Annotated in this window: 18 protein-coding genes and 1 pseudogene; 8 read left to right on the top strand and 11 right to left on the bottom strand. The window is 70.3% G+C overall.

Translation table 11 applies throughout. From position 1 onward, the window contains the following. Window positions 1-249: pseudogene (locus ACJ73U_RS08955) on the top strand (ROK family protein); the annotation flags it as partial. Between the two features lie 10 nt (window positions 250-259). On the opposite strand, the gene ACJ73U_RS08950 reads toward ACJ73U_RS08955, so the two are convergent. Continuing rightward, complete coding sequence (locus ACJ73U_RS08950) at window positions 260-1810, bottom strand: bifunctional 3-(3-hydroxy-phenyl)propionate/3-hydroxycinnamic acid hydroxylase (RefSeq protein WP_407777078.1); 1551 nt, start codon at window positions 1808-1810, stop codon at window positions 260-262. A gap of 209 nt (window positions 1811-2019) precedes the next feature. Between ACJ73U_RS08950 and ACJ73U_RS08945 the strand changes: the two genes are divergently transcribed. Continuing rightward, window positions 2020-3249: a phthiocerol/phthiodiolone dimycocerosyl transferase family protein gene (locus ACJ73U_RS08945; RefSeq protein ID WP_407777077.1), complete on the top strand. Its 1230-nt coding sequence runs from the start codon at window positions 2020-2022 to the stop codon at window positions 3247-3249. 52 nt (window positions 3250-3301) lie between these two features. Next, window positions 3302-4567 carry a cytochrome P450 gene (locus ACJ73U_RS08940; RefSeq protein ID WP_407777076.1) on the top strand — a complete coding sequence of 422 codons (1266 nt, stop codon included), beginning with the start codon at window positions 3302-3304 and terminating at the stop codon, window positions 4565-4567. Between the two features lie 6 nt (window positions 4568-4573). Here the strand turns inward: ACJ73U_RS08940 and ACJ73U_RS08935 are convergent, their stop codons facing one another. The 8 genes from ACJ73U_RS08935 to ACJ73U_RS08900 all read right to left on the bottom strand — a co-directional run bounded on the left by ACJ73U_RS08935 (window position 4574) and on the right by ACJ73U_RS08900 (window position 12660). Continuing rightward, the gene (locus ACJ73U_RS08935; protein ID WP_407777075.1) at window positions 4574-5179 is read right to left on the bottom strand and encodes a dTDP-4-dehydrorhamnose 3,5-epimerase family protein; all 606 of its coding nucleotides are present in this window, start codon (window positions 5177-5179) and stop codon (window positions 4574-4576) included. Next, the gene (rfbH, locus tag ACJ73U_RS08930; RefSeq protein WP_407777074.1) at window positions 5161-6465 is read right to left on the bottom strand and encodes a lipopolysaccharide biosynthesis protein RfbH; all 1305 of its coding nucleotides are present in this window, start codon (window positions 6463-6465) and stop codon (window positions 5161-5163) included. Before rfbH ends, ACJ73U_RS08935 begins: the two co-directional genes overlap by 19 nt. Further along, window positions 6462-7433, bottom strand: a complete 972-nt coding sequence (locus tag ACJ73U_RS08925; RefSeq protein WP_407777073.1) for a Gfo/Idh/MocA family protein — start codon at window positions 7431-7433, stop codon at window positions 6462-6464. Before ACJ73U_RS08925 ends, rfbH begins: the two co-directional genes overlap by 4 nt. Beyond that, a complete protein-coding gene (locus ACJ73U_RS08920) occupies window positions 7430-8854 on the bottom strand; it encodes an NDP-hexose 2,3-dehydratase family protein (RefSeq protein WP_407777072.1) in 1425 nt (474 codons plus the stop codon). The genes ACJ73U_RS08925 and ACJ73U_RS08920 overlap by 4 nt, the downstream gene beginning before the upstream one ends. A gap of 104 nt (window positions 8855-8958) precedes the next feature. Further along, complete coding sequence (locus tag ACJ73U_RS08915) at window positions 8959-9399, bottom strand: type II 3-dehydroquinate dehydratase (RefSeq protein WP_407777071.1); 441 nt, start codon at window positions 9397-9399, stop codon at window positions 8959-8961. Between the two features lie 111 nt (window positions 9400-9510). Further along, window positions 9511-10839: an aspartate aminotransferase family protein gene (locus tag ACJ73U_RS08910; RefSeq protein WP_407777070.1), complete on the bottom strand. Its 1329-nt coding sequence runs from the start codon at window positions 10837-10839 to the stop codon at window positions 9511-9513. A gap of 96 nt (window positions 10840-10935) precedes the next feature. Next, on the bottom strand, window positions 10936-12066 hold the full coding sequence (locus ACJ73U_RS08905; protein WP_407777069.1) for a glycosyltransferase: 1131 nt from the start codon (window positions 12064-12066) through the stop codon (window positions 10936-10938). A gap of 156 nt (window positions 12067-12222) precedes the next feature. Next, window positions 12223-12660: a signal peptidase I gene (locus ACJ73U_RS08900; RefSeq protein ID WP_407777068.1), complete on the bottom strand. Its 438-nt coding sequence runs from the start codon at window positions 12658-12660 to the stop codon at window positions 12223-12225. Between the two features lie 133 nt (window positions 12661-12793). On the opposite strand from ACJ73U_RS08900, the gene ACJ73U_RS08895 reads away from it, so the two are divergent. Then, on the top strand, window positions 12794-13681 hold the full coding sequence (locus ACJ73U_RS08895; RefSeq protein ID WP_407777067.1) for an NAD(P)H-binding protein: 888 nt from the start codon (window positions 12794-12796) through the stop codon (window positions 13679-13681). Window positions 13682-13888: 207 nt separating this feature from the next. Then, a complete protein-coding gene (locus tag ACJ73U_RS08890) occupies window positions 13889-15103 on the top strand; it encodes a cytochrome P450 (protein WP_407777066.1) in 1215 nt (404 codons plus the stop codon). A gap of 262 nt (window positions 15104-15365) precedes the next feature. Here the strand turns inward: ACJ73U_RS08890 and ACJ73U_RS08885 are convergent, their stop codons facing one another. Beyond that, window positions 15366-16139: a thioesterase II family protein gene (locus tag ACJ73U_RS08885; RefSeq protein ID WP_407777065.1), complete on the bottom strand. Its 774-nt coding sequence runs from the start codon at window positions 16137-16139 to the stop codon at window positions 15366-15368. Next, a complete protein-coding gene (locus ACJ73U_RS08880) occupies window positions 16136-17398 on the bottom strand; it encodes a cytochrome P450 (protein ID WP_407777064.1) in 1263 nt (420 codons plus the stop codon). The genes ACJ73U_RS08885 and ACJ73U_RS08880 overlap by 4 nt, the downstream gene beginning before the upstream one ends. A gap of 576 nt (window positions 17399-17974) precedes the next feature. Here ACJ73U_RS08880 and ACJ73U_RS08875 point away from each other — a divergent pair. From ACJ73U_RS08875 to ACJ73U_RS08865, 3 genes are all read left to right on the top strand, one after another. After that, window positions 17975-19144: a LuxR C-terminal-related transcriptional regulator gene (locus ACJ73U_RS08875; RefSeq protein ID WP_407777063.1), complete on the top strand. Its 1170-nt coding sequence runs from the start codon at window positions 17975-17977 to the stop codon at window positions 19142-19144. A gap of 340 nt (window positions 19145-19484) precedes the next feature. After that, window positions 19485-20246: an NAD-dependent epimerase/dehydratase family protein gene (locus ACJ73U_RS08870; RefSeq protein ID WP_407777062.1), complete on the top strand. Its 762-nt coding sequence runs from the start codon at window positions 19485-19487 to the stop codon at window positions 20244-20246. Between the two features lie 33 nt (window positions 20247-20279). Beyond that, window positions 20280-21344, top strand: a complete 1065-nt coding sequence (locus ACJ73U_RS08865; RefSeq protein WP_407777061.1) for an aldo/keto reductase — start codon at window positions 20280-20282, stop codon at window positions 21342-21344. Window positions 21345-21391 lie beyond the last annotated feature (47 nt).

Below are 21391 nucleotides of genomic sequence, written 5' to 3'. Positions count from 1 at the left end.
GCGATCGACCGGACGTGTCGGGCCTTGGCCGCGGGGGTGGCTGGTGTGCGGGAGCTGGTCCATCCCCGGCGTGTGGTGATCGGCGGTGGTTTCGTGGCTGGTGTTCCCGAGGTGGTCGGGTGGGTGTCGGAGCGCCTTGCCGAGCTGGCTCGTCCGGGTCAGCCGCCGCTGGTGGTGGAACCGGCCGTGTTGGGCGGCTTGTCCTCGTTGCGTGGCGCGGTGTCACTGGCCCGGTTGGTCGTGGCGTGACCGGCAGCCGTCAGTCGGCGCGCAACCGGTACCGCAGGTCGTCGACCAGTTCCTTGGTGGCGCCGGGGTCGTGCGCGGCGCCGTAGACGTGGTAGTCCGGTCGGACGAGCAGGGACGTGGCGCCGAACCGTGCCAGGTAGGGCCGGTAGACGTCGTCCACGTCCACCACACCGTCCTCGGGGCCGCCGGGTGGTAGCAGTCGTGCCACGTGGGTGCCCAGTCCGGTGAGGAACGCCAGTCGGTCCTCGTCGAGGGTGGCGTGGGGGTCTTCGGTGGTCAGCAGGACGAAGCCGCGGCCGACGACGTCGTCGAACAGGCCGGTGCGGCCGTGCCGGCGCACCCGCCCCTGCGGCACGACCGCGCCGGCGGGCCGCCGCTCGCGCAGCAGCCCGGTCGTGAGCGGTTTCGCCGGTTCGGGGCGGGTGGGTGGCTTGCCGCGGCGGTTCGCCAGGACCGTCGCGTCCCGTTCCGCGGCGGCCGCCGGGTCGGTCACGCAGATCACCCGTCCCAACTGGACGGACGCCAGGATCGACTCCTTGGCCTGCGTGCGGCGTTCCTCGGCGTAGCTGTCCACGATGGACTCACCGGCCAGGCCGCGCAGGGTCAGGTCGAGTTTCCAGGCCAGGTTCACCACGTCCCGGATGCCGGAGCACATGCCCTGCCCGGCGAAGGGCGGCATGAGGTGCGCAGCGTCGCCGGCCAGCAGGACGTGGCCGACCCGCCACCGGTCGGCCCACCTGGCCTGGAAGATGTACGTGGTGCTGCGCAACAGCGTCGCGGTGTCGGGCGTGACTCCGAACGGCGAGAGCAGCCGCCACGCCGTCTCGTCCCGGTTCAGCTCGGCGGTGCTCTCGCCGGGCAGTCGCATGAACTCCCAGCGCCGTCGGCCGGGGCCGCTGCCCACCAGCGTCGTCGGCCTGGCCGGGTCGCAGACCTGCACGTTGGTGGGGACGAACTCGCGCGGCTCGCGGAGCTCCACGTCGCAGAGCAGCCACTCGTAGGAGAACCCGAGGTCGGTGACGGGGACGTCGAGGTGGTCGCGGACGAAGCTGTTGGCGCCGTCGCACCCGACGACCCAGCGCGCGGTGAACACGCGGGTCTCCTCGTCGGCGGTGGTCGCGGTGACCGCCACCTGCTCGTCGCCGTCGGCGGTCCCGTCCACGATGTCCACGACCTCGTGGCCGCGCAGCACCGTGACGCCGGGAAGCGCCGCCGCCCTGGCCGCGAGCAGCTCCTCCAGCGCCGGCTGGTGCATCGTGTTCGCGTCGGGCCAGCCGTAGGGGCCGGCCGTGGTGAACTCGATGTCCAGCAGCGCCTCGCCGGCGGCGGTCTGCCACTGGTACCCGTTGGCGGGCACGGTGATCCCGGCCAGCTCCGGCCCGATCCCGGCGGCGGCCAGCAGCCGCGCGGTCTCGCCGTCGAAACTGGTCGCCCGCGGCAACGTGTACGGCCGGGCGCGGCGTTCGAGCACCAGCACCCGCCAGCCGCGCTGGGCCAGCAGCACCGACAGGGTGGCGCCGACCGGCCCGTTGCCGACGACGACGACGTCCGCGTCCGTCAAGGAGAACTCTCCCTACGAGGTGGCATCTGCTTGTCCGACAACACGATCGGCAGCCTATCCACACGGGAACCGCGGGACATCCCTCAGCTTGGTCCAACCGGTCCGCCGCGCACCGACCCGAACTACCCACGTTGGTGATGGCCCCCGGACCCGGTGTGGGAAAGCCTGGACCGGACGAGGGATGTCGCACGCTCACGGGAGGGCTTTTCGTGACCACAGCTGGACTCTGGCGTGCGCTGTCACCCACCGAGACGATCCAGGCCGTACGGGAGTCCTGGATCGGGTACACGGTGCGCGCCACGGGCCGGCTGGACCTGGATGCCCTGGCGACGGCGTACGAGGCCGTGTGGCGCGCGTACCCCCAGCTCGGGGCGCGACTGGAGACCGGCGCCGACGGGTTCGGATTCGCCACGTCCGACGCCCGCCCGGAGCTCGGCGTCTGCGACGGGGACCTCGACCACCCGATGACCGGCGTGAAACTGGACCAGCAGCGGGCGTTGAGCGCGCTCAACGTCGTGCGTGACGGCGACGACGACATGAGCGTGTGCCTGCTGACCCACCACAGCATCGCCGACGCCCACCACTCCATCGAGGTGCTCGCGGCGCTGTGGTCCTGCTACACCGACGTCGTCAACGGCGTGCCCGTCGAGCTGCCCCGCCACCCGTTCCCCAGGTCCCTGGAGGACCTGCTGGCCGAGCGCGGCATCCACGCCACCGCCCCCGCCGCCGGGGCCACCTCGGCGCCGCCGGCCGCGACGGGCCAGCCGGTACCCGAACCGTCCACCCCCGCCCGGCACGTCGTCCAGCACCGCCTGACGGCGGCGGAGACCTCGGCACTGGCGGAACTCGGCCACCGCGAGCACGTGACCGTCAACGGCCTGTTGGCGGGCATCCTGCTCCTCGTCGAGGCCGAGCTGCGCGATCTGCCGTTCACCGACCTGATGTACCGGTTCACGGTGAACCTGCGCAGGCACCTCACGCCGCCGGTCGGCGCGACCGAGGGTACGAACGTGCTCGGCGGTGCCGGATTCAGCGCCACCGAGGACATCGAACCCGACGCCGTCGCGATCGGCCGGGCGGTCGGGACGCGGCTGCGAGCGGGACTGGCCGACGGATCCATCCAGCGCAGCCTCCTGGACCTGATGAGCCGGCCCGCGCCCGACGCGCGACCGTGGAACCCGAGCACCGCCCCCGTCGTGGTCAGCATGATCAACTGGGGACTGGTGCCGCCCCTGCGCACGCCGGACGGCCTGCGGCTGACCAACTTCCGCTCCGCTTCCCGCATCTTCAGGGAGTTCACGCTCCTCGGCGGCTACGTGGTGAACACCTTCGACGGGCGGACAGGCATCGACCTCGCCTGGCCCGAGGGCGATCCGGAACTGCCCGGACGCATCGACTGCCTGCGCGACCACGTGAGCGGCGTGACGCGGCGGCTGTGACCGCCCGTGTGGCTCCCGCACCGAACGCTACAGCCAGATGGAGGCTCCCGCGGTGACGACCGAGACGACCAAAGCCCCGCCCGCCAACGCGACGATCGGCTCGCCGATACCCCAGGAGCTCATCCACCGCGACGACCCGTTCACGCTGCCGCCCGCACTGGTGGCCCTGACCGAGCGGTCCCCGGTCGCCGAGGCGGTCCTGCCCAGCGGTGACCCGTTCTACCTCGTGTCCGGGTTCGACGAGGCCCGTGCGGTGCTGTCGGACCCGCGGTTCTCCGCCGACCGGTTCACCTACCACCCCAGGATCAAGAAGCTGCCCCCGAAGGTCCGCGCGGGGTTGGTCGACGACAAGGCCCGGGCCGGGTCGTTCATCAACATGGACCCCCCGGAGCACAGCCGGTACCGCAAGCTGCTCGCCGGGCAGTTCACCGTCCACCGGATGCGCCTGCTCGGCACGCGGATCGAGGAGATCGTCACCGAGCGCCTGGACGCCCTGCTTGCCGCGGGGAACACCGCGGACCTGCTGCCCGACTTCGCGCTGCCGGTGACCTCGCTGGTGATCTGCGAGCTGCTCGGGGTGCGCTACGAGGACCGGGCGGAGTTCCAGCAGCGCACGGCGAGCCTGTTGCGGATGAACATGCCGGGCGAGGAGGCGGTGGCGAACGCCCACGCGATGCGCGCGTTCATGCAGCGGGTGGTCACCGACAAGCGGCAGAACCCCGCCGACGACATCATCTCCGGCCTGATCCACCACGCCGGTGCCGATCCCGCGCTGACCGACGACGAGCTGACCGGCATCGCCAACCTGTTGCTCATGGCCGGTTTCGAGTCCACCGCGAGCATGCTGGGGTTGGGCGTGTTCGTGCTGCTGCAGCGACCGGACCAGCTCGCCGCGCTCCGCGCCGACCCGGCCATGGTCAACGACGCGGTCGAGGAGCTGCTGCGCTTCCTCAGCATCGTCCACATCGGACTGTTCCGGTTCGCCAAGGAGGACGTGCGACTCGGCGACTGGCACTTCCCGGCCGGGTCGACCGTCGTGGTCTCCGTGCTGGCCGCGAACCGGGACGGCAAGCACTGGCACGACCCGGACGTGCTGGACGTGACCCGGACCCGCGGCTCGCACCTGGCGTTCGGCCACGGCGTGCACCAGTGCCTCGGGCAGCAGCTGGCGCGGATGGAGATGAAGGTCGCCTACACCGAGCTGCTGCGCCGCCTACCCGGGCTGCGCCTCACCGTGCCCGCCGCGGACGTGCCGCTGCGCAACGACATGCTGCACTACGGGGTACACGCGCTCTCCGTCGCCTGGACCGCGCCGTAGACGGGCTCAGCATTCCCCGCGCAGGCCTTGGTAGTGCGCGAGGCAGTCGGCGTAGGTGGCGAGCAGGCCGGCGCCGGCGGCCACGGCGAGGGTGGGTGCGGTGGCGTCCTTCTCCGACAGCAGCGGAGTCCCGGCCATGCCCCAGTCCAGGCCGAGGTCGGGGTCGAGCGGGTTGAGGTCCACCTGCGTGCCCGGCACGTACCGGGTCGAGCACAGGTAGCCGACGCACGTGTCGTCGGTCAGCGCCAGGAAGGCGTGGCCGAGTCCTTCGGCCACGTACACGAACGCGCCGGACTCGGCGGTGAGGACGTTCGCGGCGTGCGTGCCGAAGGTGGGGGAACCGGTCCTGATGTCCACCACCACGTCCAGGACCGCGCCCCGGTGACAGGTCACCACCTTGGCCTGTCCCGGTGGCAGTGCCACCCCGTGGAGTCCGCGCAGCACGCCGCGCGAGGAGACCGAGAAGTTGGTCTGCGCCACGGTGAACCGGTGGCCGACCACGTCGGTCAGCGCGTCCTCGCGGTAGGACTCGTAGAAGCAGCCGCGGTGGTCGGTGAGCCTGGTCGGGGTGAAGAGGAAGCTGTCCGGAACGGTCAGCTCGCGGCCGCGCACACGTACCCTCGGATGGACTCGATCACGTAGTCGATCATCTGGGTGGTCAGGCCCGGGTACACGCCCACCCAGAACGTGTGCTCGGTGATCAGGTCGGAGTTGGCCAGGTCGCCCGACACGCGGTAGGGCTGGTTCAGGTACGCCGGATGCCGGGTGAGGTTGCCGCCGAAGAACCGCCGGGTGCCGATCCGGGACGCCTCGAGGAAGGCCACCAGCTCCGAGCGGCGGAACGGCGCGTCCGGCAGCACGGTGATCACGAAGCCGAACCAGCTCGGGTCCGCACCCGGGGTCGGGCTGGGCAGCAGCAGGCCGGGCAGGCCGTCGAGGCCCTCGCGCAGCCGCTGCCAGTTGCGCCGCCGGGCGGCGCCGAAGTCGTCCAGCTTGGCCAGCTGGGTGAGCCCGAGCGCGGCCTGCAGGTCCGTCGCCTTCAGGTTGAACCCGACGTGCGAGAAGATGTACTTGTGGTCGTAGCCCTGCGGCAGCGTGCCCGCCTGGTAGTCGAACCGCTTGCGGCACGTGTCGTCCTCGCCCGGCTCGCACCAGCAGTCCCGGCCCCAGTCGCGCAGCTGCTCCACGATCCGGGCGAGCGCCAGGTTGGACGTCAGCACGCAGCCGCCCTCACCGGTGGTGATGTGGTGTGCCGGGTAGAAGCTGACCGTGGACATGTCGCCGAACGTGCCGGTCAGCTTCCCCCGGTAGGTGGAGCCGACCGCGTCGCAGTTGTCCTCGACCAGGAACAGGCCGTGCCGGTCGGCGATCTCGGCCACCTCGGCGACGGCGAACGGGTTGCCCAGCGCGTGGGCGACCATGACCGCCTTCGTGCGCGGGCCGATGGCGGCCTCGATGCGCTCCGGCGTCGTGTTGTAGGTCCCGAGCTCGACGTCGACGAACACCGGCACGAGGCCGTTCTGGACGATCGGGTTCACCGTGGTGGGAAAGCCCGCCGCGACGGTGATCACCTCGTCGCCGGGGACGAGCCTGCGGTCCTCCAGCGCGGGTGAGGTCAGCGCGGACAGCGCGAGCAGGTTCGCCGAGGAGCCGGAGTTGGTCAGGTGCGCCTTGCGCAGCCCGAGGTGGCGCGCGAACTCGCGCTCGAACCGGCGTGCGCTGACGCCGGCGGCGATGCGCATGTCCAGCGCCGCCTCGACCAGCGCGACGCGGTCCTCCTCGTCCAGCGCGGCACCGGAGGACTGCACCAGCGTGGTCCCGGGCACGAACTCGCCGGACGCGTTCTCCTGGTGGTACTTGCGAACCAGCTCCAGTATCCGCGCCTTGCTCTCCCTCATGCCCGCGCCCTCCTGGCGTTCTCTCGGATCTCGTCGATCAACATCGCCTGGCGCACCATCGCCGCGGTGTCCGGCCGGGTGCCCGTCCGGATCGCGGCGACGAACGCGGCCACGGTCTCCACGCACTGGTCCTCGGCGGGCAGCGGCACGCGGCTCACACCGCCCTGCCGGGCCACGACGATCTCCGTCGTCCCGGCCGGCGGGGTGAACGCGCGGTCGACGCTGATCCGGCCGCTGCTGCCGTGCACGTGGTAGTCGTTGACGTAGTGGTGGTCCAGCCCGAACGCGAGCAGTGCGGAGACCCCGTCGGACCGGTACAGCAGCGCGGAGCCGGCGACGTCGACGCCGTGCCGCGGGTCGGTCATCAGGGTCGCGCCGGCCACCTGGAGGTCCGGTCCCAGCATCAGCTGCGCCAGCCGGACCGGGTAGGCGCCGTTGTCCAGCAGGGCACCGCCGCCGAGCTCGGCCGCCAGCCGGATGTCCCCGGGTGGCCGCGCGGGGATGGTGAACGTGCTGTGCAGGCTCCGGACCGCGCCGACGGCACCGTCGGCGAGGAGGCCCTGGACCCGCTCGTGGCGGGAGTGGTGGAGGAACATGAAGTTCTCCATCAGCACCAGCCCGTTGGCCTCGGCCAGCCGGGCCAGCTCCAGGGTGTCCTTCGCGGACGTCGTGGCCGGTTTCTCGGCCAGCACGTGTTTGCCCGCGTCGAGGGCGTGGCGGATCCATTCCGCGTGCAGCCGCGACGGCAGCGGCACGTAGACGGTGTCGATGTCGTCGCGGTCCAGGAGGTTCGAGTAGCCGACGAGTGCCTCGCAGCCGAACTCGGCGGCGAACTTCGCCGCCCGTTCGCCGGTCCGGCTGGCCACGGCGACGACCCGGACGTGCCGGTTGGCCTGGAACGCGGGCAGCATCCGGCGCCACGCGACGTCGGCGCAGCCGAGTATGCCGATGTTGATGGCTGTGGTCACCACAGTGTGTGTAGGCATGTCAGTAGGCTGCGGGCTTCGACGTTGAAGTAGTTGCCGTGCCGCACCAGGCTCGCGGTTTGTTGCGCGGTCATCCAGATGAAGTCCGGCGGTACTTCGGTGGGGAAGTCGTCGTCCACCTCGATGACCATGTAGCGGTTCTCGGCGTGGTGGAAGCGCCCGCCCTCCTCCGAGTGGACCACGTCGTGCCTGATCGCCTCGGCCGGGGCGTCCAGGACGTGCTCCAGGAACAGCGGTGGTCGCGCGTCGGTGTAGTTGTTGGGTGTGCAGTGCACGGTCGGGGCCATCTCGATCACGTCGAAGGTGCCGGCCTGGGTGCGGGCCTGGACGAGTATGTGGAGGACGCCGCCGATCCGCTTGGCGAGGAAGGCGAGCAGGCCCTGGCCGACCGGTGCGAGCATCGGCTGTGTCCAGTGCGCCACCTCACGGTTGCTGGCCCGGACGTCCACGCCGATCACGGTGAAGTACTTGCCGTCGTGGTTGCTGATGTGCTCGTCGGTGGCCTTCCAGCCGGCCACCTCGTTGAGCGGGATCCGTTGTTGGAGCAGGCTGTGCTTGGTCTTGGCTTCGGTGAACCAGCTCAGCAGCGCGGGCAGTTCGTGCAGCGCGCCGCGGTGTTCGGCCAGGGAGCGTAGGAGCGCGCCGCGGAAGGAGTCCTCGCCGAGCAGGGACGGCCGGTCGACCGGCGCGGCGTAGGGGATTCCGGACAGCACCGTCCGCGAGTCCATGTTGACGAGGTTGTCGACGTGCAGCAGCTCGTGCAGCTGGGCCAGAGTCAGCCAGCAGAAGTCGTCCAGCAGGGGGATGTCGTCGGTGACCTCGATGACCATGTTGCGGTTGCGCTTGTGGAGGAACCACGCACCCTGTTCGGACTGCAGCACGTCGACCAGCACCCGGCCGCGCCAGGGTGCGGTGAAGTAGTCCAGGTAGGGGATGGGTTTGCCCTTGTGCACCCGGGTGTAGTTGCTGCGGGTCGCCTGCAGGGTGGGGGAGAGCTGGGTCAGGTTGACGTTGCCCGGCTCCATCTTGGCCTGCATCAGGCAGTGCAGGACACCGTTGAACTCCTTGACGAGGATGCCGAGGATGCCGATCTCCGGCTGCCGGATGATCGGTTGCGTCCAGTGCGGGTGCTCGCCGTGGTCGGTGTTGACCGCGAGCCCCTCGATCGTGAAGAACCGGCCGCTGTCGTGCACGAGGTTGCCGGTGTCCGGTTGGAACCGCCAGCCGGACAGTCCGCGGAAGGGGACCTGTGTGACCTGGTAGCTGTTGGCGTTCCTGCGTTCGGTGAACCAGTCGTGGAACGCGGGAGTGGGGACCAGTACCCGGTCCTGTGTGTTGGCCGACTCGGTGAACCGACGCAGCAGGTCGTCGTCGGTCGTGGTCAGCAATCCGGCAGCGGACATCGACACGCCTCAGCCGTTCAGCCGGATCGGGAGGGAGCGGTACCCCACAAGCATCATGTCATCCCCTGATCGTGAGTTTCGTGCGTGAGGAACCGGAGTCCTCCTCACACTTCCGGGCACAGGTGCAGGAGCGCCTGGGCGGCCAGGCGGTAGCCGTAGGCACCGAGGCCGACCACCACGCCGCTCGCCAGCGGGGCGATCACCGACTCGTGCCGGAACTGTTCGCGGGCCCAGACGTTGCTCAGGTGCACCTCGATCCACGGCGGCTCGTAGCTCGCCAACGCGTCCCGCAGGCTCCAGCCGGCGATCATCAGCGCACCGGGGTTGACGATGGCGCCGACCGTGGTGTCCCGGTGCTCGTGGATCGCGCCCACCAGTTCGCCCTCCCCGTCGCGCTGGACCGGGACGACCTCCCACCCGCGGACGCGCACCTCCTCGGCCACCGCCTTCTCGATGTCCGCGAGCGTGTCAGTGCCGTAGATCTCCGGCTCGCGCCGGCCCAGGACACCCAGGTTGGGACCGTTCAGCAACAACACGACACCCACAGGACACCTCTCAACTCGTGCGCGGATGTTCGAAGGCTAGGGCTGGACGGCACCGGCCCGGCATCCCTCGTCCTGATAGCGCCGGGCCGTCCCGCGCCGGCGGCACGGCGGCTAGGACGCCCCCACCGGCGCACCGTCGCCGATCCTGGCCAGTGCCGCGCGCAGGCCGTCGCCGAGGATCTCCAGCTCGGCGTCGGTCGCGTTCAGCGGCGGGGCGATCAGCAGGCCCTCTCCGGTGCGGTCGGGGTGGAAACCGACGAACGGGTAGAGCAGCAGGCCGTTGCTCCTGGTGGTGCGCAACGCCTCGCCGATGGTGCCCGGCGCCAGTTCGATGCCGTAGAAGTAGCCGACACCGCGCAGGTCGGTCACCGCCGGCAGGTCCCGCACCGCTTCCGCGAGGATCTTCCCCAGCTGCGCGCCGCGCACCTGGTCGCGTTCCAGGGCACCGATCTCGTCCAGCACCGAGAGCACCGCGAGGCCGACCCGGCCCTGCAGCGGGGTCGCCGACATGGTGCCCATGAGCGGGAGCCACCTGCCGCTCGACATGATGCTGTCGGCCAGCTCGGGTGCGATCATCGTGGCGGCCAGGGGGAGGTACCCGGCGCCGAGGCCCTTCGCCAACGTGATGATGTCCGGCTCCGCGTCCTGCGCGTGGTGCGAGCCGAGGGGCAGTCCGGTGCGGCCCAGTCCGGTGAGCACCTCGTCGTGGATGAGCAGGACGCCGTACTCGTCGCAGATCTCGCGGAGCGCGCGCAGGTAACCGGGCGGTGGGCAGTAGCCGCCGCCGGTGGTGCCGTTGACGGTCTCCATCAGCACCGCGGCGACGCTGTCCGGGCCGGCGGCGACGATGGCGTCACGCACGGCGTGCGCGCAGTCGGCACGGCAGACGGGGAAGCGGCAGCCGAGGTGGTGGCCGGGGTAGGGCGGGTCGAACGCGGGGGCGAGGCCGAAGCTGTCGTCCTCGTGCGGCCGGCGGGAGCGGTGCCCGGACAACGCGAGCACGAAGGCGCTGTTGCCGTGGTAGCCGAGCGAGGCCGTGAGCACCCTGTGCCGGCCCGTCTCGCCGCGGGCCCGCTGCGCCAGCCTGGCCAGCGCGATGGCCGACTCGGTGGCGTGCGTGCCGGTCGGCGTGAACATGACCCGGTCCTGCGGCCGGTGCACGGCACGTGCCGTCGCCGCGGCCAGCTGCTCCATGTGCGTCGGCGCGAACGAGCCGGCGCTGGCGTAGGTGCAGATCCCCGCCTGGTCGCTCAGCGCCTCGACCACCGTCGGGTGCGCGTGGCCGATGTTGACGTTCACGATCCCACTGCACGCGTCGAGGAAGCGCCGTCCGTCGGAGGTGAAGATCCACGAGCCGGAAGCGTGGCTGTAGGACATCGGTGGAATCTGCAACCGGGCGGCGAGGAGCTGCGACGGCCCGGCGACCTCGTTCGTAGTCACGATGGGAGTCCTTCCGACGGTCAGCGGACGCACGCGGGTACTCCGCCTGGGGACACTCGCCCCGGCCGGAGCCGCGTGGTCGTCCTCCGGACGCTGCTAGACCAGCTGCTCGACCCGACGCGCCACCTCGGCCGGCGACGGCAGGCCGGCGATCTCCTGGCGGAGCCCGGCCGCGGCCTTGGCGTACGCGGGGTTGGAGATGATCTCCTGGCAGCTCTTCGCGATGACGTCACTCGTGGCCTCGTCCGGGGTGAGCGTGATCGCGACGCCCGCTTCGACGAGGCGGCGGGCCATGTCGTTCGCGCGGTACAGGGTGGGCTCGGGAACCAGCACCTGGGGCACCCCGAAGCTCAGCGCCGTCATCATGGTGCTGCCGCCGGACTGGTGCACGATCACGTCGCAGGTGGGCGCGACGACGTCGAGGGGGATCCAGCCCGCGCGGATGTCCGGCACCCGTTCGCGCACGGTCACGGCGTCCTTGTCGGTCACGGCCACCACCACCTCCGCGTCCAGGGTGCGGACGTTGTCGAGGATGCCCTGGAGGAGGTCGAACTGGCCGTGGCTCGCCACGCCGGTCCCGATGGTCACGCCGATCCGGGCGTCCCCGCCCTTCGCGTACATCCACGGCTCGAGGATCCGCTGCGTGTTGCCCGGGACCCACCGCATCATCTGGGTGGGCCGCGCGTCCGCGGGCCGCAGGCTCGGCGGCGTGATGTCGATCATCATGTCGGGCACGGGAATGCCGTCGATGCCCACCTCGGACAGGAGGTCGTCCAGCTCCTCGACCGCCCCGAGGTCCATCAGCCGCGGGTCGTGGATGTCCCACCCGTGGCGCACCCAGGGCACGCCCAGGTGGGCGGCCAGCAGCGGGGCCGCGTAACAGCAGATGCCGCCGATGACGACGTCGGGGCGCCAGTCCTTGGCCAGGGCCAGCAACGGGTCGAGGGTCGCGGCCTCCAGGCGCGCATACCACCGGCCCGACATCTGCTCGCGCTCGATCGGGTCGTTCGGCACCTGGAACCCGCCTCTGGCGATGATCTCCTTCGGGTCCACGTCCGGGTTCGTGACCCGCACGGCGGGCAGGCCGAGGCCGGCGATGGTCGGGAGCTCCACCTCGAGCGAAGCGGTCATCATGACCTCGTGCCCCTCGTTGCGCAGGGCGTTCGAGAGCGGGGCGTGGCTGAAAACCGTCGACGGGCTGATCCCGGCGAGAGTGAGGACCTTCAACATTGCTCCTAGCGGTAGTTCGTGTGGTGGGGCAGTTCGAGTGCCGGCCCAGCCCTGCCGCCCGGGCGGCGCGTCCCGTCCCCCGACCAGGCTTTCCCACACCGCGTGCGCGGGGCATCACCAACGTGTGTAGTTCCGCCCGCCGATCTCGATCCTCTACAGTGGACCACCCGACGGCCAGCGGACGGCCATCACCACCGCGTCGGTGAGGGCCTCGTACGAGTGGTCGATGCCAGGGCCCCACAGCACGTAGTCGCCCTGCTCGGCGAGCACCCTGCTGCCCACGGTCAGGTCCACGCGGAACTCGCCCCGGACGAGGACGACGAGCGTCGTGCGCCGGTCGTCGACCGTCCACTCGGGACGAACGGTGCCCGCTCGGTAGGTCGCCCACCTGACCTCGACGTCCTCGCTGTGCCGAACACCTTCGGCGGGGTCGACGAACCCGCCCAGCAACCAGCCGCGGGTGGCCCTGGTGTCCTCGGCGGCGTTGCCGTGGCACCAGTCGACGGCCGGTCCTGTTCTCGACACTCCGCTCAGCTCCTCCTGGGTGACGGCTTGGTTGACGACCTTCGGCAACTGTCGATACTGTCGCATGACCATTCCGGTGGCTGGGGCGACGGCCGTGACCTCGCCGCGGCGGGTGCCGTGAGCCCGTTGGAGGGCAAGAGGATCGGCCCCCGCGGACGTTCGCGCGGTGGGCGCAGGAGCAAGCCGATGCGGGGGAATCATGACGATGTTGGTGACCGGCGCGACCGGCAATGTCGGTCGTCACGTCGTGGACCTGTTGGCGCGGGCGGGAGTGGACGTGCGGGTGACCTCCCGCGATCCGGCGTCGCTCGACCTGCCGGCGGGGGTTGCCGCCTACCGGGCGGACCTCACCGACCCGAAGACGTTCGAGCACGCGCTTCGCGGCGTGGAGAAGGTCTTCCTGTACACCCAGCCGACCGGCATCGACGGGGTCGTCGAGGTCGCGAAGGCCGCCGGCGTCGAGCACATCGTGCTCCTGTCCTCTTTGGCTGCCGCCGGTCGCGATCCGGACCACTGGATCGCGCGGTACCACCGGATGGCGGAGGACTCGATCGAGCGGTCCGGCCTGTCGTGGACGTTCGTGCGGCCGGGCCCGTTCGCCGCGAACTCCCTGCAGTGGGCCCCGTCCATCAGGGCCGGGAAGCCGGTGCGGCTCCTCTACGCGCACTCCTACCTGTCCTCCATCCACGAGCGCGACATCGCCGAGGTGAGCACCCGCGCTCTGCTGCGGGACGGCCACGCCGGCGCGCGGTACCACATCACCGGTGGCGACAGCATCACCCAGGCCGAACAGGTCGCCCTCATCGGTCAGGCGATCGGCCGCGAGCTGGCGTTCGAGGACCTCACGGGCGATGACGCGCGTGCCGTGTTCCACGAACGGATCGGGTCCCGCCTCCAGGAGCTGGTACGGGACGGGATCATCGGCAGGACGGACGCGCCGGACATCGTCGAGACCAGGATCCGCTACTACGTGGAGGCTCTCGAAGGACCCGTCGAGATCGACCGCACCGTCGAGAAAGTCCTCGGCAGGCCGGCGCGAACCTTCGCCGAGTGGGCCCTGGACCACAAGGCGGACTTCACGAACTAGGCTGCCGCGGATCCTGGCGACACGCGGACTGTTCGGCTCCCGGTGTTCCGCCGGGCCGGGGTAGCGGGACGCCGAGCCATATCAACTGTGGGGATGTGCGCCCGGCCGTCCCCTGATTATCGTTCCGAATCGGGCCGCACGGGCCCGCTCCACACCGTGCGGATCACATGCGCACGTCACTGCACTGGTTGCTCGGAGGGCTCCCGCATGACTGAAACCGTTGTGTACCCGCAGGACCGCACCTGCCCCTACCAGCCGGCGCCGGAGTACCTGTCGTTGGTCGAGCAGCGGCCGCTCGCCCAGGTCACCCTCTACGACGGGCGACGGGTGTGGGCGATCACCGGTCGTGACGTGGCCCGCCGGCTCCTGATCGATCCCCGCATCTCCAGTGACCGGACCAACCCGCAGTGGCCCGCGATGTTCCCGAGCATCGCCGCCGCCGTCAGGGACGCCCGGCAGAAGGTGCTGAAGATCGTCACCGCGTTGGTGGGCGTGGACGGCGCGGTGCACAACGCCCGGCGCAAGATGCTGATCCCCAGCTTCACGCTCAGGCGGATCAACGCCCTGCGCCCGAAGATCCAGGAGATCGTCGACCGGCAGCTGGATCTCATGATCGAGAACGGCGCTCCCACGGATCTGATCCCCGCGTTCGCCGCACCCGTGCCCGTGACGGTGCTGTACCACCTGATGGGTATCCCGGACGACGATCACGACTTCTTCGAGAAGCAGTCGTACCAGTTCATCTCCGGCTCGAACGCCGACGCGGCGTACGACGAGCTCATGACCTACATGAGCAAGCTGATCGAGGAGAAGCGGCGGAACCCCGGTGACAAGGTCCTCGACGACCTCCTCGCGGAGCGTGGTGCCACTGGGGACGTGGGCGACGTGGACGCCGAGGAGTTGGTCTCGACGCTGGTCCTGCAGGTGGCCGGCGGCCACGGCACCACCGGGACCATGGTCTCGCTGAGCGCGTTCACCCTGCTCCAGAACCCCGAGCGGCTCGCCGAGCTGCGCGCCGACCCGTCGCTGATGCCCACCGCGGTGGACGAGCTGTTGCGACTGCTGTCCATCCCCGACGGATTGCAGCGGTTGGCCGTCGACGACATCGAGATCGAGGGAACCACCATCCGCAAGGGCGACGGCGTGTTCTTCATAACCTCGCTCATCAACCGCGACGAGGACGTCCACGGGGCGCCGAACTCCCTCGACTGGCACCACAACTCGGTCCGGGACCACGTCTCGTTCGGGTTCGGCGCCCACCAGTGCCTCGGACAGAACCTCGCCCGCGTCACCATGGAAATCGCACTCAGCACCCTGTTCCAGCGGCTTCCCGGCCTGCGCCTCGCGGCTCCGGCGGAGGAGATCCCGTTCAACCCCACCGCGGGCTTCCAGGTGCTGAACGAACTACCCGTCACCTGGTAGTCGAGGGGGCCGGTGCGTGCGGTCGGGCTGTGCGCCGGGAAAGTCCAGGCACCGGGTGTGCCTGGACTTTCCCGGCGACACCCGTCCCTGGGCGGGGAGCATCGAAGGGACGCCGGTCACTCGTCCCGGCAGGGCTGGAAGCCGAGACCGCGATACCCGCATCACTCTCGCGCGGTCACCCGACCGTGGGGGAGTGGCGGTCGGATGACCGCGCGGAGCCGGGCGCGGCGAAGTCGTCGACCACGTCCGGCTGCCACGTCGGTCAGGTCGGGATCCTCACCGGCAGTTCCTGCCGGAGGATCTCGAGCACGCGGTCCCGCTGGTCGACGAGGAAGAAGTGGCCTCCCGGGAGGACCACGAGGTCGGTGGGCCCGGTGGTGTGCTCCGCCCAGGCGCGGGCATCGTCCACGGAGACCCGGGGGTCGCTGTCGCCGGTGAGCACCGTGAGCGGGCAGTCGAGCCTGCGGTCGGGATCGTGACGGTACGACTCGACGGCCCGGTAGTCGCCACGGACCGTCGGCAGGATCATCTCCAGCACTTCCGGATCGGCCAGCGCGGCCGCGTCGACGCCGCCCAGCGTCCGCAGCTCGGCCACGATGTCGGCGTCGGACACCTGGTGCACCCGCTCGGCTCGGTCGCGGCAGGGGGCCCGCCGGCCGGACGCGAAGAGGCGCGTGGGTGCCGGCAGTCCGGCACCCGGCATCCGCAACGCCACCTCGTAGCCGAGGACCGCGCCCATGCTGTGCCCGAACAGTGCCAGCGGACGGTCGTCGAAGTGGCGCAGCGCGTCGAGGATCTGGTCCGCCAGGTCGGGGATGTTGTCGACCGGGGGCTCGTGCCGGCGGTCCTGGCGGCCCGGGTACTGGACCGCCAGAACCTCCACCGCGGGGGCGAGCGCGCCGGCCACGGGGAAGAAGAAGCTTGCCGACCCACCGGCGTGCGGCAGGCACACGAGGCGGGCGTGTGCGTCCGGTGCCGGGCGGAACCGGCGTAGCCACTTCTCCCCGTGCTCGCCGGCTCGTGGCCCCGGCGTCACGACGTCGGGACGAGCCGAACCGGGAGGTCCTTGGTCCGGGTGAACCCGGGCCGCAGGATCCACGGCACCTCTTCGCGCGGCACCGCGAGGGCCAGGTCCGGGAAGCGGGTGAACAGGCCGCGGAGCGCCACCTCCGCCTCCAGGTAGGCGACGTGCTGTCCCAGGCAGCGGTGGATGCCCTTGCCGAACCCGAGGTGGCTCTCGCTGCCGACGCCCAGCCGGTCGACGATCAGCTTCTCCGGCTCGGGGAACTTCCGCGGGTCGCTGTTCGCGCCCATGATCAGCGGCACGACGGGCATCCCCCTCGGGATCACCACGCCGCCCAGCTCGATGTCCTCCGTGGCGAACCGCGGCTGCCCGAACTGGATGGGGCCCAGGCGCTGCAGCTCGCGCACGGCCTGCGGCCACAGCGACGGGTCCGCCTTCAGCCGCGCGAGCTGGTCCGGGTGCTCGAGCAGGGCGAGCACCGAGTTGCCGATCAGGTACGTCGTCGTCTGGTGCCCGGCCGTCACCAGGCTGAAGAGGACCCCGACCAGCTCGTCGTCGCTGACGATGTCCGGGTTCTCCGTCTGCGCCTGGACGAGCGCGGTGACCAGGTCGTCCCGCGGCTCGGCGCGCCGGCGTTCGATCATCGCCCGTGCGGCGGCGAGGGTCTTGCGCACCTCGCCGGGGAGCCGCTCGCCGTCCAGCGTCGCCATCGCGTCGCTCCAGGCGCGCCAGTGCGGGCGGTCCTCCTCGTCGACGCCGACCAGCTCGCAGATCACGGTGACCGGCAGCGGGTAGCAGAACGTGTCGACGAGGTCGATCGGCGAACCGTCCCTGGTGGCCTCGGCCAGCTCGTCGAGCAGGTTCGCGGTGATCTCCTCGACCCTGGGCCGGAACTTGCTCACCCGGTGGTTGGTGAGCGCGTAGGAGACCAGCTTGCGCAGCCGGGAGTGGTCGTCGCCGTCGGAGGCGTTGATGAGGTTCTTCAGCCAGGGGATCAGGTCCTCAGGCACGTCCAGGTGCTTGAACACGCCGTTGCGGATGTCCTCGGCGGGCGAGTCCGCCAGCGGGTTGGTGATGAACCGCGGGTCGGTGAGAATCTGGCGAACATGATCGTAGCGGGCGGCCAGGAACATCGGCGGTCCGCCCATGAAGCCGCCGATCTGCAACGTCGGCGCCTCGCGCACCCGCGCGTGCGCCCCCCACGGGTCAGCGACCACTTCTGGTGAGAACAGGTCCACCGGTTCGGCCGAAGTCTCGGCAGTGGTGGTCATGGGCCTCTCCCTCTGAGTCGAAAAGCAGTGATCAGCTGGCATCGGGCGGGTAGCAGCCCCGTTTCGGAACGATAGGAAAGGGATGGCCCGCTGCCATCCCCCAACCTGATAGGGCTCGCGCGGCCCGGACCGGTGGCCCCCGTTAAACGCGCACAGAAATCGCGTACTGACATCTGTATTGGTATCGGAACGGACATACAACGCCTGTCCACGCGCCGTCAATCCGCCGTCAGTCTTGTAAGCAGATGAAAACCAGGCAATCCGCCCATATTAGTATGAACAGGACAGACAAAACGCTCTGACCTGCGACGATCCTTCGGTGACGACTCGCTCAAATGCGTCACTGGACGCAGAGCCGCACCCGGTAGTAGTGTCGGTAACGGGTTAGCTACAGATGGTAATCGACTGTCGGGCCGACTACTGGACTTCGGGGGATCGTTCTTGTCTGCTTCTTTGAGCGAACGAAACCGCTACGCACCGTCATTCAAATTCCCTCACCATCACCCTTTCGGTGGCTGCATGGATGATCTCTTATCCGGTTTATGCGAGACCGCTGGTCTTTTTCAACGATCCGCTTTGTCCTGGTACGACGGGCGTCTCGACGCGGGATTGCGGTATGCCGCCGCGGCGGCCGCCGTCGAATGCGAGGACAAGCACGAGCTGTGTGCGCCGGTGCCCTTCTGGCACGTCGCACTGCTGATCAAGGCACGGGAGGTGGAGGACGCCTGGCGAGCGCTCAACTCCCTCGAGGCGAACGGGGAAGGACCGAAGTCGCCGCGGATGGCCGCGACGTGGCACCTCATCCGAGGTGAGCTGCTGTTCGCCATGGGCCGGGTCGACGACGGCCTCGCCGACGTGAACGCGGGGCTGCGCATCGCGGAACGGTGCGGTGACCGGGCGTCGCTGCCCTCCGGCTACGTCGTGATGGCGCTCGGCGCGCTCCGCAGGGCGGACATGCGCACCTGTCAGCATTTCGTGGACAAACTGACCGGTGAAGCCCTGCTCGGCTATTTCGGGCAGGCCGCCGGGGCGTGGATGACCGCTCAGGTCGCGGAGGCCCGCAGCGGAGTGGAAAGCGTCGCGGGCCTGATCGTCGGCATCGTCACCCACCCCCTCGTTCTTCGTCAGCTGCTGGTGTCGCAGCCGGCGGCGGCGTCCTGGCTGGTCCGTGCCGCCCGCAAGCTGGGCGCCGACGACCTCGCGAACGACGTGGTGTCTGCGGTCCGCGCCTCCTCCGCGGAGCAACCGCGGTTCGAGGTCATCCGCGGCTCGGCGGCGCATGCCGCCGGACTGCTGGAAAGCGACGCCGGCATGTTGCTCGAGGCGGCCAACCGCCATCCGGACAGGTGGTGCGCGGCGTCCGCGCGGGAGGACCTCGCCGACCTGCTGGCCAAGCGACGGAGCGAACGCGACGGCACGATCCGCGCGTTCGAGTCGGCTCTGGACACCTACACCGCCGTCGGTGCCACGCGCGACGCTTCCCGCGTCGTGAACAAGCTCCGGGACTTCGGCGTGCGGCGCGGCGCGAACCGTGCCGTGGAGCGTGCGGGCGACCTGCCGCACGGCCTGACCGACACGGAGTTCGCGGTCGCGGAGCTCGTGAGCCAGGGGTACACCAACAACGAGGTCGGCAGGCAGTTGTTCATCTCCCGGCACACCGTGGCCTTCCACCTCAAGAAGGTCTACCAGAAGATGAGTGTCGGATCACGGGTCGCGCTGGCGGCCACCTGGAAAGCCATTCGGTAGCCCGCTACCCCGCCCGCGGTTCCGCCGCCGGCGCAGGGCCACCGCTACCCACGTTGGTGATGCCTTCGACGAGCGGTCTGGGCAAGACTGAACTCCTGTCGGACCAGCACTTTCCAGCTCGGTTCCGAACACGACTCGGTGCTCGACGGACTGCCGCCAGGAGGACTTCGTGAAGGTGCTGGTGTTCACCGGGACCGCGATGGAGATCGCTGTCCCGCCACCGCCGCCCGTCGTGGCGAGGGATCCGCGCGGTGACGACGGGTGAGACCGCGTCGCGGTCGCGGCCGCGCGATGGACCTGTTCCAGCACCGGTGTTGCCAGCGTTGACGGAGGAGCCCTGATGGAGGTCATCGGAAGCGGCTTCCTCGCTGGCAACTTCGCAACCCTCGCGAGCTCCCACCCCGGCGTCGTGGTCGCCGCCTTCGGGGTGTGCGTCGCGTCCGGGATCCCCGAGGCGGACTTCGCGCGGGAGGCCACGCGCCTGTACGAGCTGATCTCCCGCTGCGAGCGGCGGCAGGAGAAACTCGTGTTCTTCTCCACCGCGTCCGCGGCCATGTACGCGGTGCCGGGGGAAGCGGGCAGGGAGGACGGGCCGGTCTTCCCCTCGACCGCGTACGGCCGGCACAACCTGGCGCTGGAGGCGGTCCTCGCCGCCTCCCGCGTCGACCACCTCGTCCTCCGGCTGGCGCACGTCGTCGGCGCGGCACAGCACGCGGACATGCTGCTGCCCAGTCTCGTGCGACAGGTCCAGTCCGGCACGGTCCGGCTCTACCGCGGCGCGTGGCGGGACGTCATCGACGTCGCCGACGTGGTCACGGTCGTGGACCGGCTGCTCACCGCGGGCGTCAGCCGCACCGTCGTCAACGTCGCCACTGGAACGGCGGTGCCCGTCGAACGGCTCGTGGACCACCTCGAGGCCGAGCTCGGGGTCCGGGCGGACCGCGAGTACGTCAGCGAGGTGGCCACCCAGCCGGTGTCCGTCGCCAAGTTGCACAGCCTCGTGCCGGAGGCCGCCCGGATCGGCAGCGAGGACTACTACCGGCGCGTGCTCAGCAAGTACGTCTGGGAGTACGCCGGCAGCACGACGGCCGCGACCGGCTGAGCAACCGCCATCCATCCCACAGGGACGTCCTTCATGACATTCGCCGTTGAAGCCAAGCGACAGTCCGGGGAGGCAATCGTCGACCGGGTCGACCGCCCGAGCGAACACGATCGGTTCTACACGCAGCTGGGACGAACCGGCCTGCGGATCAGCCGTCTCGCCCTGGGCACCGTGAACTTCGGCGGCCGGGTCGAGGAGGCGGAGGCCCACCGGCTCATGGATCACGCGCTGACGCGCGGGATCAACTTCCTGGACACCGCGAACATGTACGGCTGGCGTGTCTACAAGGGATACACGGAGGAGGTCATCGGGCGGTGGCTGGCGGCGAGCCCGTCGCGACGCGACGAGGTCGTACTGGCCACCAAGGTCGGCAACGAGATGGGTCCCGGACCCAACGACCAGGGCCTGTCCGCCCGGCACATCATCGCCGCGTGCGAGGCTTCGCTGCGGCGGCTGGGTACCGACTGGATCGACCTGTACCAGATGCACCGGGTCGACCACACCAGCAGCTGGGACGAGGTGTGGCAGGCGATGGAGCAGCTCGTCGGCCAGGGGAAGATCCGGTATGTCGGCTCGTCCAACTTCGCGGGCTGGAACCTCTCCGCCGCACAGGAGTCCGCGCGCAGCCGGCACTTCCTCGGCCTGGCGTCCGAACAGTGCGGGTACAACCTCGTGATGCGGTTCCCGGAGCTGGAAGTGCTGCCCGCGGCACAGGCCTACGGCATCGCGGTGCTCGTCTGGTCCCCACTGCACGGCGGACTGCTCGGCGGCGCCATCCGCAAGATCGCCGAGGGGACCGCGGTCAAGTCCGCCCAGGGCCGCGCGGCCGCCGCGCTCGGCGACCGGCGCGAGGCCATCGCGGAGTACGAGCGGTACTGCCACGAGCTGGGCCGTGAACCCGCCCAGGTCGGGCTGTCGTGGGTGCTGTCCCGCCCGGGGGTGACCGGTGCGGTCATCGGGCCGCGCACCGAGGAGCACGTCGACGGCGCGATCACGGCACTGGAAACTCCGCTGTCCGAGGCGGAAATCGCCGGGCTCGACGCCCTGTTCCCCCCTGTCGGCAGGGGAGGACCCGCGCCGCAGGCCTGGATGTCCTGACGCTGAAGGGAAACGCATTGACCGAACACAAGGACCCGCGAATCCTG

The sequence above is a fragment of the Actinophytocola sp. genome (assembly GCF_045807065.1).
Classification (GTDB): Bacteria; Actinomycetota; Actinomycetes; order Mycobacteriales; family Pseudonocardiaceae; genus Actinophytocola.
Note: the sequence above shows the minus strand (reverse complement) of the source record. Positions and strands in the feature narration are given on the sequence as shown.

What these genes read in the sequence shown, in the direction of transcription:
- ACJ73U_RS08900 (WP_407777068.1), bottom strand. Translation starts at nt 12,660, where the DNA reads ATGCGACAGTATCGACAGTTGCCGAAGGTCGTCAACCAAGCCGTCACC.
- rfbH (WP_407777074.1), bottom strand. Translation starts at nt 6,465, where the DNA reads ATGAGGGAGAGCAAGGCGCGGATACTGGAGCTGGTTCGCAAGTACCAC.
- ACJ73U_RS08920 (WP_407777072.1), bottom strand. Translation starts at nt 8,854, where the DNA reads ATGTCCGCTGCCGGATTGCTGACCACGACCGACGACGACCTGCTGCGT.
- ACJ73U_RS08890 (WP_407777066.1), top strand. Translation starts at nt 13,889, where the DNA reads ATGACTGAAACCGTTGTGTACCCGCAGGACCGCACCTGCCCCTACCAG.
- ACJ73U_RS08870 (WP_407777062.1), top strand. Translation starts at nt 19,485, where the DNA reads ATGGAGGTCATCGGAAGCGGCTTCCTCGCTGGCAACTTCGCAACCCTC.
- ACJ73U_RS08865 (WP_407777061.1), top strand. Translation starts at nt 20,280, where the DNA reads ATGACATTCGCCGTTGAAGCCAAGCGACAGTCCGGGGAGGCAATCGTC.
- ACJ73U_RS08880 (WP_407777064.1), bottom strand. Translation starts at nt 17,398, where the DNA reads ATGACCACCACTGCCGAGACTTCGGCCGAACCGGTGGACCTGTTCTCA.
- ACJ73U_RS08895 (WP_407777067.1), top strand. Translation starts at nt 12,794, where the DNA reads ATGACGATGTTGGTGACCGGCGCGACCGGCAATGTCGGTCGTCACGTC.